The organism is Streptomyces sp. NPDC050856, from assembly GCF_040653855.1.
GTDB lineage: Bacteria > Actinomycetota > Actinomycetes > Streptomycetales > Streptomycetaceae > Streptomyces.
On the sequence record NZ_JBFAGV010000018.1, the window covers coordinates 48,956 to 64,947 of the forward strand.

General features: G+C 72.1%; 14 protein-coding genes and 2 pseudogenes. 10 read left to right on the forward strand and 6 right to left on the reverse strand.

What is annotated here, in order from left to right:
- Window positions 1–713: 713 nt before the first annotated feature.
- Window positions 714–878, reverse strand: coding sequence for a hypothetical protein (locus AB0H53_RS18060; protein ID WP_362113647.1), 165 nt, complete (start codon window positions 876–878; stop codon window positions 714–716).
- A 527-nt stretch (window positions 879–1,405) separates the two neighbouring features.
- Between AB0H53_RS18060 and AB0H53_RS18065 the strand changes: the two are divergent.
- The 3 genes and pseudogenes from AB0H53_RS18065 to AB0H53_RS18075 form a co-directional block, all read left to right on the forward strand.
- Window positions 1,406–1,631: pseudogene (locus tag AB0H53_RS18065) on the forward strand (amidohydrolase); the annotation flags it as partial.
- A 192-nt stretch (window positions 1,632–1,823) separates the two neighbouring features.
- Complete coding sequence (locus AB0H53_RS18070) at window positions 1,824–2,264, forward strand: GNAT family N-acetyltransferase (protein WP_362113799.1); 441 nt, start codon at window positions 1,824–1,826, stop codon at window positions 2,262–2,264.
- A gap of 197 nt (window positions 2,265–2,461) precedes the next feature.
- Entirely contained in the window at window positions 2,462–3,049 is a 588-nt protein-coding gene (locus AB0H53_RS18075) for a pyridoxamine 5'-phosphate oxidase family protein (RefSeq protein ID WP_362113650.1), read from the forward strand.
- Window positions 3,050–3,389: 340 nt separating this feature from the next.
- Here the strand turns inward: AB0H53_RS18075 and AB0H53_RS18080 are convergent, their stop codons facing one another.
- Window positions 3,390–4,028: a PadR family transcriptional regulator gene (locus AB0H53_RS18080; protein WP_362113653.1), complete on the reverse strand. Its 639-nt coding sequence runs from the start codon at window positions 4,026–4,028 to the stop codon at window positions 3,390–3,392.
- Window positions 4,029–4,236: 208 nt separating this feature from the next.
- On the opposite strand from AB0H53_RS18080, the pseudogene AB0H53_RS18085 reads away from it, so the two are divergent.
- Window positions 4,237–4,364: pseudogene (locus AB0H53_RS18085) on the forward strand (ABC transporter permease); the annotation flags it as partial.
- A gap of 95 nt (window positions 4,365–4,459) precedes the next feature.
- Here AB0H53_RS18085 and AB0H53_RS18090 read toward each other — a convergent pair.
- Both AB0H53_RS18090 and AB0H53_RS18095 read right to left on the reverse strand, forming a co-directional pair.
- The gene (locus AB0H53_RS18090; RefSeq protein WP_362113656.1) at window positions 4,460–5,227 is read right to left on the reverse strand and encodes a hypothetical protein; all 768 of its coding nucleotides are present in this window, start codon (window positions 5,225–5,227) and stop codon (window positions 4,460–4,462) included.
- Between the two features lie 132 nt (window positions 5,228–5,359).
- Complete coding sequence (locus AB0H53_RS18095) at window positions 5,360–5,884, reverse strand: RNA polymerase sigma factor (RefSeq protein ID WP_362113659.1); 525 nt, start codon at window positions 5,882–5,884, stop codon at window positions 5,360–5,362.
- 955 nt (window positions 5,885–6,839) lie between these two features.
- On the opposite strand from AB0H53_RS18095, the gene AB0H53_RS18100 reads away from it, so the two are divergent.
- Both AB0H53_RS18100 and AB0H53_RS18105 read left to right on the forward strand, forming a co-directional pair.
- Window positions 6,840–7,253, forward strand: coding sequence for a DUF4190 domain-containing protein (locus AB0H53_RS18100; protein ID WP_362113662.1), 414 nt, complete (start codon window positions 6,840–6,842; stop codon window positions 7,251–7,253).
- Window positions 7,254–7,682: 429 nt separating this feature from the next.
- Window positions 7,683–8,255: a hypothetical protein gene (locus AB0H53_RS18105; RefSeq protein WP_362113665.1), complete on the forward strand. Its 573-nt coding sequence runs from the start codon at window positions 7,683–7,685 to the stop codon at window positions 8,253–8,255.
- Between the two features lie 180 nt (window positions 8,256–8,435).
- Here the strand turns inward: AB0H53_RS18105 and AB0H53_RS18110 are convergent, their stop codons facing one another.
- A complete protein-coding gene (locus tag AB0H53_RS18110) occupies window positions 8,436–9,044 on the reverse strand; it encodes a maleylpyruvate isomerase family mycothiol-dependent enzyme (protein WP_362113668.1) in 609 nt (202 codons plus the stop codon).
- A 195-nt stretch (window positions 9,045–9,239) separates the two neighbouring features.
- On the opposite strand from AB0H53_RS18110, the gene AB0H53_RS18115 reads away from it, so the two are divergent.
- A complete protein-coding gene (locus AB0H53_RS18115; RefSeq protein ID WP_362113671.1) occupies window positions 9,240–9,569 on the forward strand; it encodes a deoxyxylulose-5-phosphate synthase in 330 nt (109 codons plus the stop codon).
- 287 nt (window positions 9,570–9,856) lie between these two features.
- Here AB0H53_RS18115 and AB0H53_RS18120 read toward each other — a convergent pair whose 3' ends face one another.
- On the reverse strand, window positions 9,857–10,612 hold the full coding sequence (locus AB0H53_RS18120; protein ID WP_362113674.1) for a TioE family transcriptional regulator: 756 nt from the start codon (window positions 10,610–10,612) through the stop codon (window positions 9,857–9,859).
- Window positions 10,613–10,682: 70 nt separating this feature from the next.
- Here AB0H53_RS18120 and AB0H53_RS18125 point away from each other — a divergent pair, with 70 nt between their 5' ends.
- The 3 genes from AB0H53_RS18125 (at window position 10,683) to AB0H53_RS18135 (ending at window position 14,718) form a co-directional block, all read left to right on the forward strand.
- Window positions 10,683–11,900 (forward strand): erythromycin esterase family protein, encoded by a 1,218-nt coding sequence (locus AB0H53_RS18125; RefSeq protein WP_362113677.1) that lies wholly within the window; start codon window positions 10,683–10,685, stop codon window positions 11,898–11,900.
- Between the two features lie 521 nt (window positions 11,901–12,421).
- Window positions 12,422–14,083, forward strand: a complete 1,662-nt coding sequence (locus AB0H53_RS18130) for a histidine kinase (RefSeq protein ID WP_362113680.1) — start codon at window positions 12,422–12,424, stop codon at window positions 14,081–14,083.
- Window positions 14,074–14,718: a response regulator transcription factor gene (locus AB0H53_RS18135; protein WP_362113683.1), complete on the forward strand. Its 645-nt coding sequence runs from the start codon at window positions 14,074–14,076 to the stop codon at window positions 14,716–14,718. The genes AB0H53_RS18130 and AB0H53_RS18135 overlap by 10 nt, the downstream gene beginning before the upstream one ends.
- The last annotated feature ends 1,274 nt before the right edge of the window (window positions 14,719–15,992 follow it).

Genomic DNA, 15,992 nt, shown 5'->3' on the forward strand with positions numbered 1-15,992 from the left:
GTGCGTCGAGCGGCGCACGGCAGGCCAGCGGCGAGGACGGCGAGGACCAGGAACGACGCCGCTGCCGAGTCGCGCTGCTCCACCTCCCCCGCCCCGGCGACGCGTCGACGGTCGCGGCTTTCCGCCGCACGGGTGTACCGACCGGAGTCCCTGGTCCGGCGGGAGGGCTGTCGGGCCCTGCTCCGGTGGAGGCCGAGAAGAAGATCACCGGCCTGGACGTCAATGTCCTGCGATCCCGCACCCTGACCAGCGGGCAGCGCACGCGCGCCTCCGGCGCGATGAGGAGAGGCACATCCGTCGGTGCCCGCGGCGGGGCGCCGGCGCGGGCCAGGAGCAGGCGCGCCGAGCTCACCGCGGACGAGCTCGTCGCGCTCGCGCTGGAGTGGGCGGCTAGCCTCACTGGAGGTGGTGCGAGGGTCAGTGCCGCGCAGAAAAACGAGCCCAGCCCCGACCTGCCGGGGCTGGGCTCGTGCTGGAGCGCTGGGCAGGCCTTGCACCTGCATCTCCCCGCAGGAAGCGGGGCGTCTTTCCTTGGACGACCAACGCATGGGCGTAATCCGGCCCGCAGGCGGCCCGTCCAAGATCCACTGTATCGCAGGTGAACCGGCCGGCGCACATCGGCCGCCCCCAGGGTTTCGGCCGTACGGCTACCGGCTCACCGAATGAGGCCTCCTCAGGACGCCGATCGGCGCGCGTCCCCCACGCGGGCGACATCACACCAGGTCATCCGCCGAACCGACGAGGACTGCCCGCTCGCCGGTTACCGGGACGTCCTCGCCTGTGGTTGCTTGCGGCGGAGAGAGGAGGTCCATGAGCGCATCGGAAGCGAAGAGAAAGGCCACCATCACCACCGGTACGAGTAGGGCGAGCAGGATCACAGAACCTCCCGTCAGGCGGTCTGGGGGCTTCACAGCCCGGCCTCCAGGATGGGTCCGAACAGGACGACACGCACGGCGAGCACAGGCACGGCCGACCCGGTGGGGGCCGGGCAAGACGGCAACGCTGGACCCGGTCGCCCGCTCCACCCGTTGGACGCCGCGCGGAGTGCTCCGCTGCGGTGGTCGCCGATGAGGGTGGCGCAGGCGGTCATGGTGGCCGCTTCCGCGACACGACGAGGACCCGGCTGATGAGGATCCCGTGCGGGGAGTCCAGCCGCGGGGGTGCGGTTCCGAACACCGCGCGGAGGGCCGTGGCGACGATGAGCAGGCGCTTGTGGCCGAGCCGGTCGACCACGACTCCGGAGCGAAGTCGACCACGGCTCCGGAGCGAAGGGGTCGAGCCAGCGAGGGCGAGCGCGGGAAGCGTCAGCACCACGGAAAACCAGGGCCGCTGCTCGGCACCTGCGCGGAGTGGTCCGCACGCGAGGCGGTACGGGACGAGGAGGACCGCCCCGAGAACTGGTCTCGTCCGGCTCGCCCGGATGGACGCGCAGGGCGTCGACGTGCAGCTGGTCGGCCCCTCGCCGTCGCACTGCCCCCTACCGGACCGACGCGCCCACGGCCGGGAAGGCCCACCGGCTGGCCGACGAGGCGACCGCCGCGCATCGCGCGGCGGCGCCGGACCGGCTGCGGGGCCTGGGACGGGTGCTCCTGCAGCATCCCGCACTGTTCGTGCCGGCCCTGGAGCACGCGTCTCCTTCCGGCATCGGGTGTCACGCGGTCACGCCCGGCCGCGCGATGGCGCCTCCGTGCAGATCGGAGCCGGTTCTCGAGGGCCGTGACATGAAGGGGTTGTCTCGGTTGGCACCGGGGCGCGTGACTGCCAGCGGTGGCTTGTCGGCACAAGGAGTTGACGTCCGAGGGGTGGTCAGGTCTTCTTCCTGGATGTCTGCTCTCCGTTTTCAACAGCCTGACGGCGATGCCACTTTCCAGGACTGGCAGCACGTCCACAACGTGATCATCCCGACCCATGCCTTGTCTCTGGAAGACATACGGGAACGTGCCGAGCGCCACCACCTGGAGATCGCGTATCTCGGTCACGCGCTCGTGGGCTGCAGCACGGTACGCCCGCCGACGGACGACACCGTGACGGCGACAGTGATCGCCCGGGTGCTCGACGCTCACCGTGGACAGGGATTCGGCGAAGCGCTCTACGGGCGTGGGCTCCAGCGGGCGCGGGAGCTGGGTGCCAGGGTCATCGAGACCGTCGTCCTGTCATCGAACGAGGACGGCCTGCGGTTTGCGCGGAAGCACGGGTTCGTCGAGACCGAGCGTTACCTGTTGCCGGGGGACACCATCCCCTGGATCGGCTCACGGCTTTCCTGACCAGGCATGACATGGACCGAAGCTCGTCCCTCCGGGCATGGCGACAGTCGAACAGCTGGTAGCGGGCCAGACCGCGGCCACCAGCCGGACGACCCGGGCCGCGCGAACCGTGTCGATGGACCAGGTCACGCAGACTGGCGACTGCGCCGGGCGGATTCGTTAGACAACCGAAGAGTTACCTTACATAATTCTTAGGCATGGGAAAGACTTACGAGCGCATCGACGGCCGGCTGCGCACCTTCATCGAGCAGCAGCCGATATTCTTCACCGCGACCGCCCCGCTGGCCGGTGACGGCACGGTCAACCTCTCCCCCAAGGGCCTCACGGGCTCCTTCGCGGTGCTCGACGAGAAGCGGGTCGCCTATCTCGACTTCGCCGGCAGCACTGCCGAGACCATCGCGCACTTGCGGGAGAACGGCCGGGTCACGGTGATGTGGTGCGCCTTCCAGGGGCCGCCCAACATCGTTCGGGTGCACGGCCGGGGCGAGCCCGTCTTCCGTGACGACCCGCGCTTCAAGGAACTGCTCGCGCACTTCCCGGACACCGACCCGGCCCGGCACGGGCTGCGCGCGATCATCGTGGTGACGGCCGAACTCATCCGTGACTCCTGCGGATACGGGGTGCCCCTCATGTCGTACGACGAAGATCGCGACCTGCACGGCAAGCGCTTCTCGCGTGAGGACGACGCCTCGCTGAGCGCGTACTTCTCCAAGAAGGACCACATCGCACAGAGCATCGACGGCCTGCCCGGACTGCCTCTTCCGCTGCCGCCCAGTAACTTCTGAGCCTCTCCCTCGGGGGTTACCCCGGCCGTGATACCCGCGAGGTGGCCGACGAGCGCGGTCGGCTCGGCGGTGTCGCGGCCGAGCCGCTTCATCTCGTAGAGGGTGGAGGTGACCCAGCAGTGCGAGGCGTGGGCCTGATCTCCCGGGCGGCGGCGAGCGCGGCCTCGAACTTCGGGCGGACCGCACCCGGGTGCTGACCCTCTCGGCGAAGATCTCGTCCCGGGGATGTTCCCGGCGGCCGGCGGAACCACACGGCAGGAGGACCTGGCGCGCATCCGCACCGCACGCCCCCACCGCTGAGCGGCGACATCGCCGCCGGTGCCGCCGCCGTGGTGCGCCGCTAGCGGTTGTCCTCGGGGTGCGGTCCCGTCGCGTACGGGTTCGGCTCGTCGTCCCCGAGCACGCCCACGAAGGGTTCGCCCTCCCCTGCGAAGGTGTACGCGCCGCCCTCGATCCGCCCGATCAACCCGCGCGTCCATTCCGCGCCGCCGTCAGCCGAGTGCACCCACATGTTCATGATCTCGCCGATGTGTCCCAGCTGCTCGGGTCCGTTCTCCGGCGTGTAGTACTCGGTGACCTCGGACCGCCACTCCTCAAGCCTTGTGATCCTCTCCTTGAGGAGGGCGACGGCCTCTTCCCGCGGCAGGTCGACGATGAATCCGATGCCGGCCGAGAGCATGTCCATCTGCTGGTCATACGAGGTCAGGGCCTGGCGCAGCAGCGTGAGGTACTCCTCGTTGCCCTTGTCGGTGATCTCGTACTCGACACGGGGCGGACCGCCGACGGTGCTCGGCGCGACCTCGTGCGCGAGGAGGAACCCTTGCTTCGCCATCTGCTTGAGCGCGTGGTAGATCGAGCCCGGCTTGGCGTTGGACCACTCGTGGGCGCCCCAGAACTCCAGGTCGTTGCGTACCTGGTAGCCGTGGGCTCGTCCGTGTTGGCGGACCGCGCCGAGGACCAGCAGCCGGATCGCTGACATGACCGTCTCCCTTGTAGACAACTTTGACTAGCCTATCTATACAAGTTTGACTAGCCGCCCACACGGAGGGCACCGCGGTAGCGGCCGACGCTCGACGAAGGTCTCATGCACCTGACGAAGGAGGACGTGGCATGAGTGCGACGCACGGTGTGAGCACGACGCAAGCCCAGGCTCGACGCCGGGCTGGGCGGCCACCGACTCCTGGACCATGACCAGACGCGAACTGGCCCACTGGGCACGCCAGCCCGTACAGGTGGTCGTCAGGCTGGTCTTCCCGGTGCTGACGCTGCGGATGTGCAGCTACCTGATCGCGGCGGACAGGGTGTCGAAGGCGACTTCAAGGCTCGGGCGAACCGGTCACACCTCCCGGGCGCCGCCGTCCCCGCTCGCCCGCCCCGCACCCCCGTGCCGGAGCGGGCGAGCGGAACCGGTCAGGGGCGCGTTCCCGGCTTGTCCACGGCCCCGAGCCTCTCGACGGCCGAAATACTGAGCAGGGTTTCCTCGGTCGTGACCTTCGAGTCGATCATGCCGCCGACGAGCATCATCGTGCGCTTGCCCCGGTATTCGTAGGTCTCGGGGTCGAGGAGCAGTTCCTCCCGGCGTCGGGTCTCCTTGGTGAACGGGTTGTCGTCCGAGGCGTGGACGGCCAGGGCCGGCCTGCCCAACGCGTCCTCGACCGGCTGCCCCCGGACCACCACTCCGGGGATCGTCGTGAGGGCGCGGAAGAGCGACAGGCGGACATCGGGCGGGATGGCGTCCACTTCCGCATAAGTGAAGCAGACCCGTTGGTACGCGCTACCGAGCCGGTCGATCCTCTTGAGAGCCCGGAGCAGTTGTTCCGGTTCATCGGGAAGGTCCGCCACCTTCTGCCGAAGACTCTTGGGGGGTTCCGATTCGCCGATCACGGGGTCCAGCGCTCCGTGGGGCAGCGTTCTGCGGGTCCGTCCGCTGCCGTACTGGGTCCAGTTCTCCTCCGTGGACGTCCAGTACGGCGGCTTTCCCTTCTGCGGCACGGGATTGTGATCGTCGCGGAAGTTGAGCGTCGACTGCCGGACCAGAGTCTTCTCGTAGAGCCACTCCCCGCCGGCCGGTTCGGGAACGGCGGCCTGTTCGGCCCTCACCCGTGGCGTGTCCGCCGGCGGCACGACCTGTGCCACCAGGACGGCCGCCGCTGTGACGGCCGCCGCCGCACCGGCCACCGCGAGCAGCCACCGCCCCGGGGGCGTACCCGGGGGCGTTCGGCCTCGTCGAGAAGGCGTTGGCGGCCGGGTGCCAGGCGGGCGCGGTCGGGGGCGGGGGCATCCGCGCGGAAGTCCTGGAGGGTCCGCATCTCATCCATGGGTGACCTCCGTGTCGAAGTCGTGTACGAGGGTGGGGTCGCTTTCGCCGAGCGCGGCCCGTACTTTCCTGCGCGCCCGATTGAGCCGTGAACGGACCGTTCCGACGGGTATGGAGAGCGCCTCGGCGACCTCCTGGTACGTCAGGTCCGCCCAGGCGACCAGCAGCAGCACGTGCCGGTCGCCGCCCGACAGGGACGCCAGGGCGCCGGCCAGAGGCCCGTGGGCGGCCTGGGCGGTGACCCGGTCGTCGGCGTGGTCGACCCAGGACTCGGCGACCGGGTCGCGCCCGGTGCGGGCCAGCGCGTTGAGGGCGCGGACCTCGGTGCGGCGGTGCTTGCCGATCAGGTTGGCGGTGATGCCGTAGAGCCACGGGCGGGCGTTGGCACGGCCCAGGTCGTAGCGGGCGCGGCCGCGGAAGGCGGCAAGGAACGTATCGGCCGTGATGTCGTCGGCGGCCGTGTCGCCCAGCCGCCGGATGGCGTACCGGTGGATGTCGGCGGCGTACCGGTTGTACAACTCGGCGAAGGCGTCGGGGCGGTCCAGGGACCGCGCTATGACGGCCGAGTCGTCATGGCCGTCACCGCTGCGGGGTCCGGTGGGCCGGTCACAAGGTCTCCGTCTCTGGCGGGTGTGCTCACACCCTCTGTTCCCCGCAGGCCCCGGGGTGGTTCACGGGAGCAGTCGGCCCGGCATCTCGCGGGCGGGCTTCCGCGTCCGCCCGGATGGCTCCCCGGGCGCCGCTTCCCGCTCGCGGGCACCAGGCCCGCCGGGCGGCGAGGCCGAAGGCCAGCCCTCCGGCGATGAACCAGTTCCGAGTCGGCGCCCGCCTCGCAAGCCGGCCGCTCTTCCCAGCAACCCGTGGCGATAACGCCCCGGAGCGTCCGAAAGGTCAGCGCCTTTGCGATCAGCGCCCGGACGGGGGTATGACAGTCGACCACGCGGCGGCGTCGCTGCTTGGCGAAGGCCACGGCCGGTGCGGCGACCCGGGCTTCGGGCACGATGACCGCGCACGTCGGCGCCGTGGACCTGACGGGTGTGCCGTAGGTCCGGCGTGCCCACCGGGCCGCCGGTCGAGGCACTGTCGTGCGGCGCCAGGTGTACGGCATCCACTCCGCCACCGGCGCCGAGCTCCGTACCGGACAACTCCGCCTCCGGCACGCCGGCCGAGCGGGGCAGGGCGCCGAACCGGGCGTCGCCGGAGTATGACGCCCCGTCGAACCGGGCGGCGCCCGGGCTCACCGGTGCGGGGTCGCCTGGGCGGCGAGTAGCTGGTCCAGCAGTTCAGAGGGGAAACCCTCCCCTGTCCGCTGATCAAGCGGCCATTTTCCGGCTTCTGCGCGGGCAGGGCCGGCAGGTGTGCCGCCGAGCGCCACCCGGGTGGCGCCTTGGTGCATCGGTCGCCGACCAGGGGGCAAAAGGAGCACGCACGACGACGCATCGGAACGGACAATCAAGAGAAGAGCGTGATGGCGTGTCCTACTCCAGCCACCCCCAGACGCCGAACGGTTACGCGCAGACCCACCCCGACTCGCCGGTGAAGCGGAGCAACGGACTGGCGATCGCCGCGCTGGTCCTCGGTGTAGCGGCGATCCTCCTGTTCTGGACCGTCTTCGGCGGCATGGTGCTGGGTCTGCTCGCCCTCGTTCTCGGCATCATCGGCGCACGCAAGGCACGTGGTGGGCGGGCACCGTACCGCGGGATGTCGATCGCCGGTGCGGTACTCGGCGCCTTGGGTCTGATCGCGTCCACGGTGATCGTTGTGATCGGTGCTTCGATCCTGAACTCGGACGAGTACAAGAGCTTCGACGAGTGTGTCCGGCAGGCCGGGACGCAGAGCGAACGCGACGCCTGCTCGGCCGAGTTCGACCGGGAAGTGAACGACTGACCAGTCGGCCCGCGCTCGCGCGGGGCGCGGTGACGCGACGGTGCCCGCAAGGTCGCGGGCACCGTCCTGTCCGTCCGGCGGACGGCTGACGGCGGACGGCGGACGGCTCCGGGCTCCGGGCTCCGGGCTCCGGGCTCCGGGCTCCGGGCACAGCGTGCGGCCGGGCCAGCGCCCGGTGGGGCCCCGCTCAGGCCAGTGGCCGCGGGACGACCGCCGGCCGGTGCTCGGCAGTACCGGCACCGGCGAGTGCGGCGGCTCCCCGGCCGCAGCGAAGGCGTCCACCGCTCCGCATCCTCCCGGCGCCCGTCGCCTCCGGCTGCCACGTCCGCCGTCGGGCGTGCTCAGCAGCGTCAGCGCCTCAACGGTCCGACCGCTAAGCGGTGCAAGCGGCGCACGCCGCTGTCGGTGGCGACCACTACGATCGCCGCCGTGGAACTCGAAACGCAAATAGCCCGCCTGGCGGACCTCGGTCTGCCCCTCGTGGCCGACAGGACCGTCGACGACCTGCTCCACTCCCTGCCCAGGGAGCTGTTCGAGCGCGAGCCGTACGAACTCCTGATGTCCATGCTGGGCGCCGAGGTCGAGCGGGAGCCCTGGGGTCGGTGGTTCTGCGACCGGGCATGGACCTTCGACACCGAGTGCGTCTACGCGCCGGGCGCGTACGTGGGCATCGCCCGCAACCTGTGCCGGATCGCCGGCCGTCCGGGCGCCTTCACCGACCTCCGGGACCATGTGGACCTCGAGTCGGGCGAGGCGTGGATCGAGTACACCATCGACGGCCGCCGGCAGCGCTGGACCGCCGAGGTGCACGACGACTGGGCGGACACGCTGGTGGTCACCTACCTGATGGGCGACCTGGAACACAACGGGCGACGCTTCTGCACCAGGGACAACGGCCAGAGCATGTACCTGTACTTCCTCGACGAGGGCGCCAGGCACGAGATCAACAAGCTGCTCGACGGCAGGCGCCCGCTGGTGCCTGTCCTCGGCGGAAGCGATTGAACACCCCAGGCCCGGCCCACGTCCGAACCATGGCGGCTGACGCCTGTCCGTGGTCATGAGCGACTCCGCGCCGGGGTGTCCGGCCGGACCGCTCGACGGGGCTCGGTGGTTGGTGAATGGGCCGTGCCCCGCAGCCGGGCCCGCAGCGAGTGCCGAGCGCTGCGCGGTTCTTCTTTCCGCTCACGGACGTGGTCCCGCCCCGCCCCTGAGCCGGCCCGCGGGCACCTGCCGCCCGAAGGCAACCAGCAGCAGGTCCTGGGCGGAGCCGGTGAGTGGCGTGCCGACGCCGAACGACCAGTCCATGTCGTCGGCACACAGCCGCACGCCGGCCAGATCGGCGCCGAAGAACCTGGCGCTCTTGTACGTCACGTGATCGAGCAGGACCCGTAGGCGGTCCATGGGGACCTGGCGCTCCAGGCCGAGCGCGACGGTGATGTCCAGGCCGTGCACCACGTCGTGGCCGAGTGCCGAGACGAGGCCCCCGACCGGGGGTGTCCAGGGGTGACGGGCGTTGTCGCGCAGCCAGTTGGCCAATTGGCCCGGCCCGGCGGATGCCGCGTCCCTGCGGGCCAGGCGGTCGGTCATCCGGTGCAGGCTGCCGCGCGCCCTGACCAACTGTCCGATCACCTGCGGGACCGAATAGCGAAAGCCCATCGACATGTGGGCTGCGACTTCCCGTACCCGCCAGCCCGCGCAGAGGCTCGGCGCGTCCCACTGCTGGTCCGACAGGCCGTCCAACACGTCGGCGACGTCCCGGCGTTCGGCGGCGATCAAACTCGCGAGGTCCATACCTTCATGATCGCCGCGGCTCGGCCACAAGTCCAAGAGCCAGTTCTTCTGGCGGCCAGAAGCAGCGGTTGTGGAACCGCGGCACGTTCACCGGACTGCCGCGCCGCGGACACCGGGCCCTCATGTGCATAGGCACCGGAAAGGCGTCCGGATTCCCGTTGAGCGACGCCGGGTGGGGATCCCTACGCTGGGCACATGTTCCATGGGAAGACCTCTTACGTCTGCCTCCCCTGCCGGGCCTCGTACAAGCAACCCTACGACCTGCGACGCCCACGGGCCTGCCCGCGTTGCGCGGAGCCGTTGATCCACGCGGGTTCGACATTCGCCACGCCCCGGCGGCGTGATGTCGCCGCGTGGCGGGCACTCGCGGTGTTGCTGCACGCCGGTGTGGGTTTCCACAAGAGTTGTTGTGGCGGCCCGGGATACCGGCCACGCACCATGCGCGAGGTACGCGAGCGGTTGGCATACGCGCGGACCAGCGGTGAGCCGGTCGGCCGGGTGCTCGTGCGCTCCGATGTGCCGTGACGACACCGCCGCTCCCCCGCCCGTGGCCGCACCGCTGCCGGAGTGGCGCGGGACGGACCGTACACGGGTGAGCGGGGTATCCGGAGCCGCACCCCGAGGGCGACACCGCGCCGGACAAGGCGCACGCCACGACATGACGTGCGCACCTGGGCGGACCGGGTGACCGCCCGTCCCGTCCCGCACCTTCGGGTGTCCCCTCCGCTGTCGTGAGCCGCTTCCGCCTCGCGCGACGGACGCGCGGCACATGGGTGATCGACCCTCGTTCCGCCCGGCCGGCGACCGACGTCTCATCCGCGCTCGCGCAGGTACGCCTCCAGTGCGGCGGCCCCGGTCAGCATCGCCCGCCCGCGGGTGGACAGCCGGCCGCGCCAGTCGCGCAGCGCGCCCTCCAGCGGCTCAAGCCCGCCGGCCGCCCGTACCTGGGCGATCAGCGGGGCGATCTGTTCCAGCAGGTAGCCGCCCCGTCTGAGCTGGTGGGCCAGCCTGGCGTCCCGTACGTCGGCCTCGTCGTAGAGGCGGTACCCGGTCCGCGGGTCCCGGCGCGGGCGCACCAGCCCGGCGTGTTCCCACTTGCGCAGCGTCGCGGGCCGGATACCGAGCCGGTGCGCCAGCGTCCCGATGAACGTGCCACCGGGGTCGGACAGCGCGGCCGGCCCCGGCCCCGGCCCCGCACCGGCACCGGACGCCGCAGTGGGCTCCAGGTCGCGGAGGGCGCTCGCCACGGCCTGGAGGGTCCGTCGGTCGTCGAGGAGCTGAGTGTGGCTCTCGTCGATGAGCCGGAACGCCTCGTCGACCGAGCCCTGGTTCACCGCCCTCATGATCGACGTCGCGGTCCGGTGGCCGTGACCGGGGACCAGGGCGAGGAACGCGCGCAGGGCTTCCGCGTGCAGCGAGGTGTAGGTGCGGTAGCCGTGGACCGTGCGGTCGGCGGCCGGGAGGATGCCGGCCTCCTCGTAGTTCCTGACGGCCTGCGTGGACAGACCGTGCCCGCGTGCCAGGTCAACCGGCCTGAGGCGACCACCGCTTTGAAGGTTTCTCCGCATGCGGCTGACGATACAGCGGGGAATACAGCGGGGAAGTTTCCACCGGGGGTTCAACGATAGCGTCGAAGGCATGGGTACTGACATCAAGGAAACCGCCTGTGCCGTCGAGGCTGCCGCCGTCATGCGGCTGCTCCCGGCCAGGCCGCGGCTGCTCGCGCTGGGCGAGCCCACCCACGGCGAGGAGGCTCTGCTCGACGTCCGCAACGAGCTCTTCCGGCAGCTCATCGAACAGGAGGGTTACCGGACGATCGCGATCGAGAGCGACTGCGTGAGGGGTCTGGTCGTGGACGACTACGTCACCTCGGGCAGGGGCAGCCTCGATGAGGTCATGGAGCAGGGAATCAGCCACGGCTGGGGCGCCTCCGCGGCCAACCGCGAGCTCGTGCGCTGGATGCGCGCCTACAACGTCCGCGCCGACAGCGACGGCCGGCCGCCGTCCGAACGGCTCCGCTTCGCCGGTTTCGACGGCCCGCTGGAGATCACCCACGCCGCGAGCCCCCGGCAGGCACTCACCGCCCTCCACGGCTACCTCGCCGCCCACATGGAGGCGGGCCTGCTCCCCTGCACCGCGGAGACACTCGAGCGGCTGCTCGGTTCCGACGAACGGTGGACCGAACCCGCCGCGATGACGGACCCGTCCCGGTCCACGGGGCAGTCGGCCGAGGCCGGCCAACTGCGGCTGCTCGCCGACGACCTGGTGGCGCTGCTCGACGCGCAGCTCCCGCACCTGGTCGAGGCGACCTCGCGGGGCGACTTCGACCGGGCGCGCCTGTACGGGCGCACCGCCGCCGGCCTGCTGCGCTACCACTACTGGATGGCCGACACCTCACCGGCCCGCATGACCCGGCTGGTGGGCCTGCGGGAGGGGATGATGGCCGACAACCTCCTCGCCCTCGCCGAACGGGGCCCGGCACTCGTCCACGCCCACAACGCCCATCTCCAGCGGTGGAAGAGCACGATGCGGATGTGGCAGGGACCGGTGGAGTGGTGGAGCGCCGGTGCGCTGGTGAGCGCCCGGCTCGGCGAGGAGTACGCCTTCGTGGCCACCGCCCTCGGCACGATCCGGCACCAGGGAGTGGACACTCCGCCGCCGGACACCGTCGAAGGACTCCTGTACGCACTCCCGGAGGACCGCTGCGTCGTCGACGCCCCCCGGCTGGCCGGCGCCCTCGGCGACGGACGGCCCGTACCCCGCGTGTCGCCCTGGTTCGGCTACGCCCCGATCGACCCGGCACACCTGTCGGACAGCGACGGGATCGTGTTCGTCAAGGACGTCCCGCACGGCTAGTGCCACCAGTCCGGCCTGCGGGGCGCCTCGGACGCGCGGGCGCCGTCCCGGTCCGAGCGGCGACCCGGCCGCTCGGCGCCCGGCACTCGGCGCCGCCCACGGGGCGTGGCTGTCCCGGCCCGTGTCGGGTGCGGCAGCCGGGGTGCCGCGCCTTCCGCGCGGTCTGCTCGGGACGCGCCCCGGCACGCCGGTGATGACGCCGAGTCGGCGGGAACGGTCGGTGCCTGGGGACACGTGAGAGGGGACCGGATCAGCGGACGCCGCGCACCGGTCGGCCGGTGACGCGGCCCGACGCCGGGCCGCCCGGTGGCCGGCACGGCAGCGACGGCCGGTGGCGACGTCGGTGGTGACACAATGACGAACGGGCGTGAGCGATGTCGGGAGCGCGGGGGGACACCGGGGTGGAACGCAGGCCTGGAGCGGGCCGCGCCGGACGCATGGTGGGATGGGCGGTCGCTGCGGCTGCCGTAGGGCTCGTCGGTGCGTTGGGTTACGCCCGTACCGGCGCGGAGCCGTCGGCCGTGGCCGTCGATGTGCTGACGGGCCTCGCCTATGCGGCCGCGGGCCTGATCGCGCTCTGGCGCCGGCCCGCCAACGGCACGGGGCCGCTCATGCTCGCCGAGGGGCTCACCTGGTTCGTGGGGAACCTGCAGGGTTTCGACCAGCCGCTTCTGGTGGGCATGGGGGCGTGGTGGGAGGCGCTGAACCTTGCCGTGCTGGCCCATCTGTTGCTGGCCTTTCCCGAGGGGCGGCTGGGGCAGCGCCGGGCCCGGTGGACGGTGGGGGCCGCGTACGCGCTGGTGGCCGTGGGCGGACTGGCCCGTGCGCTGTGCTACGACCCGGCGGCCGACCCGGGCAGCTCGTACCTGCTGTGCGAGGAGTGTGACGGCAACGCGCTGCTCGTCGTGCGGGACGCCGGTGTGTTCGCCGGTGTCGACCTGGTCTATCGGTGGGCCGGGGTCGTACTGACCCTCTGGGTGGCGGCGCTGATGGTGGGCCGGTGGCTGGCCGGCAGCCCCGCGTACCGTCGCGTTCTGCTGCCGGTCGCGGTGCCCGTGGTGCTCGCCGTCGTCTTCATCGGCTGGGAGGTGCTGTACGTGGTCCGGCCCGGGCTGCTGGGTGGTGGTGAACTGCTGCCCCTGGCGCTGTCGGACCTGGCGCAGATCGCGCTTCCCGCGGCGTTCGCGGTGGGGCTGCTCCGCATACGGCTGCGGCGCGCCGGTGCCGGGAACCTGGTCATCGCCGCCGGGCCCGAACCGACGCCGGACCGACTGCAGAAGGCGCTGCGCGAGGTGCTGGGAGACCCGACCTTGCGGCTCGGCGTCCCGCACGCCTCCGTTCCCGGGCTGTACACCGACCCCGAAGGGCGGGCGGTCGGCGGGCCGGAGCGGGGCCGCCCGGCCGCCGGCGCCGCGATCACGCCGCTCGGACGCGGTGGTACGCCGGCGGCCGTGCTGGTGCACGACCGGGCGCTGGCGCAGGAGCCGGAGCTGCTCGAGTCGGTTTCCGCGTCGGTGGGGCTGTGCCTGCGCAACATGCAGCTCGCGGAGCGCGCCGCGCGGGACGCGGAGCGGGCGCGGGCGTTGCAGATGCGGTTGCTGTCCGCCGAGGAGGAGGAGCGGCGGCGTCTGGAGCGGAACCTGCACGACGGGGCGCAGGGCCGGTTGGTGTTCGCGCTGATGGGGCTCCGGAGGATCGGGGCCCGCTGGGGGCGTGAGCACCCTCAGTTGCGCGCAGCGGTCGACGAGACCGAGCAGACGCTGCGCACGGCGCTGACGGAGCTGCGTGAGCTGGCCCGGGGGCTGCACCCGGCCGTGCTCGCACGCGAGGGACTGCGCGGGGCACTGGCCGCGCTGGCCGACGAGTCGGGGATACCGGTGGTGGTGATGGTGGAGCCGGTGCGGTTCCCGGAGTTGGTGGAGACCACGGCGTACTACGTGGCCAGCGAGGCTCTGGCGAATGCCGGGAAGCACTCCGGGGCACGGGCGGTGGCGCTCGCGGTGCGCCGGGAAGCGGCCTGGGTGGTGGTCGAGGTGGTGGACGACGGCATCGGCGGGGCCGATCCGGCAGGCCGGGGCCTGGGAGGGCTGGCGGACCGGGTTTCCGCCGTGGGCGGCAGACTGCGGGTGCACTCCCCGGCCGGGGACGGCACCCGGATCAGGGCGGAGCTGCCGTGCGGGTGATTCTCGCGGAGGATTCCGTTCTGCTGCGGCAGGGCTTGGCCCGCCTGATGGAGGACTCCGGCATCACCGTGGTCGCACAGCGCGGTGACGCCGAAGGTCTGGTGGAGCTCGTGGTGGCGGACCAGCCGGACGTGGTGGTCCTCGACATCCGCATGCCGCCGACCCACACCGACGAGGGGCTGCGGGCCGCGCGGGCGATCCGCCTGCGCCGGCCCGGCACGGGGGTGTTGCTCCTGTCCCAGTACGTCGAGACGGGCAGCGTGCTCGAGGAACTGACGCGCGACGGGCAGGGCGTGGGTTACCTGCTGAAGGAGCGCGTCACGGACGCCCAGGAACTGTTCGACGCGTTGCAGAGGGTGGCCCGCGGCGAGTGCGCCATCGATCCGGATGTGGTGGCGCGGCTGATCCGCCGGCCCCGGCCGGCCGGAGTGCTGGAAGCGCTGACTCCTCGCGAGCGCGAAGTCCTGGCCCTGATGGCCGAGGGCCGCTCCAACGAAGGCATCAGCGGCTGCCTGCGCATCGGGGCCAAAACGCTGGAGAGCCATATCCGCAGCATCTTCACCAAGCTGCGCCTCGAGCCGGACCCGGGCGAGCACCGGCGCGTCCGTGCCGTGCTGGCGTACCTGCGGACCTGATCGCGGCACGCGCCCCGGGCGGACCCCGCTGGTCCTGCCCATGGCCCGGCGGCACCTTGCACGCAGAGCACGCCGGTTCGCGCCTGCTCCGTGGGGCGTTCCGTCTCAGGGCCTGCCCTGATGTGCGAAGTCGGCACGGTGCCTAGTGTTGAGGCGATGGCGGGCCCCAGCACCCTGCCGGTGGGTGAGCCGGCGCGTGCTGCGGGCACGGGGGAGCCGTCAGGGATGCGGCCGGATCAGGCGTGGCGGGGGCGCGGGCTCGGGCAGAGCCGGTGCCACGCCGTCCGGCCGCGGCACCCGTGCGCGCGCCGCCCGCGGCCCAACAACACACTGCCCCCTGGGTCCGAACCGGACCGGGCCCGTCGCGGCCACGGTGGCGAAGGGCCCGCCGGCCAATAGGCAACCGTGAGCCGCACCGGCCGCGGGACACGCCGGGGGCCACGGCGACGCACTCCCCGTGCACGACCGAGGCTCGTCCGACCAACCGCCGTCGTAACGGGGCCTGGACCCAGCGCTATGAGCACGGTGTCCCAGTGACCGGTCTCACTCCTGTTGAGGCCGATGGGACCACCGGCACGCTCGTCCGGTTTCTGCCAGTCACGTCGCTTCGCCGCGCATGGTCGTTGACCGCCGGTGACCTGAGGCGGTGGACCGCGTACTGGCCCCACCTCGACATTCGTCTGGACGACCGACGCGACGGCGTGGGCCACTGATCGCATCAGGCCCCGGCGGGCCCGGGCGGCGTGGTCCGCCCACAGCCGCTGGGCCAACTCGGTCCCTCGGCGTGCCACTTCAGTGCCCCGGGTTCAGTGACCCGGGCGGGCGCGCCCGGTACTGCGTCCCGAGCCGGTCCAGTCGGCCCGAGGACGACTTACGCCGACTCGCCGAGGCCGGCCGCCAGGGCCGGCGCGCTCGGGGCGGAGCAGCCACAAGACGTCAGCGGCACCCCTTGCCGTACGAGGGTGCCCGAGCGGGCTCGCTGCCGAACAGCGCCTCCGCCGGCGTGCCGACGGAGGCGTGGGCCGTTGGTCCCGGCTGTCGGCAGTCGCTCCGGACCGGGCGGCCCCGGCCGCCGTTTTCCCGCGGGGATCCACACAGGCAGCTCCGCGCGGGGCCACCGGACGCTGCCGGGGGACTGACGGTGCCGCGGAGCGCGCCGCGGGCGGGCGGCCGATCGGTGGCGGACGGCGCACGGCGCTGAAGCGCCCGACGTCCCTCCCCCGCACCGGCCGGGCGGCCGGGCAGGGCGACGCCTCGCGGGCCGTCCGTCCCCG

Coding starts and splice junctions, on each gene's coding strand:
- AB0H53_RS18070 (WP_362113799.1), top strand. CDS start 1,824: ATGTCTGCTCTCCGTTTTCAACAGCCTGACGGCGATGCCACTTTCCAG.
- AB0H53_RS18075 (WP_362113650.1), top strand. CDS start 2,462: ATGGGAAAGACTTACGAGCGCATCGACGGCCGGCTGCGCACCTTCATC.
- AB0H53_RS18080 (WP_362113653.1), bottom strand. CDS start 4,028: ATGTCAGCGATCCGGCTGCTGGTCCTCGGCGCGGTCCGCCAACACGGA.
- AB0H53_RS18110 (WP_362113668.1), bottom strand. CDS start 9,044: ATGGACCTCGCGAGTTTGATCGCCGCCGAACGCCGGGACGTCGCCGAC.
- AB0H53_RS18115 (WP_362113671.1), top strand. CDS start 9,240: ATGTTCCATGGGAAGACCTCTTACGTCTGCCTCCCCTGCCGGGCCTCG.
- AB0H53_RS18120 (WP_362113674.1), bottom strand. CDS start 10,612: ATGCGGAGAAACCTTCAAAGCGGTGGTCGCCTCAGGCCGGTTGACCTG.
- AB0H53_RS18125 (WP_362113677.1), top strand. CDS start 10,683: ATGGGTACTGACATCAAGGAAACCGCCTGTGCCGTCGAGGCTGCCGCC.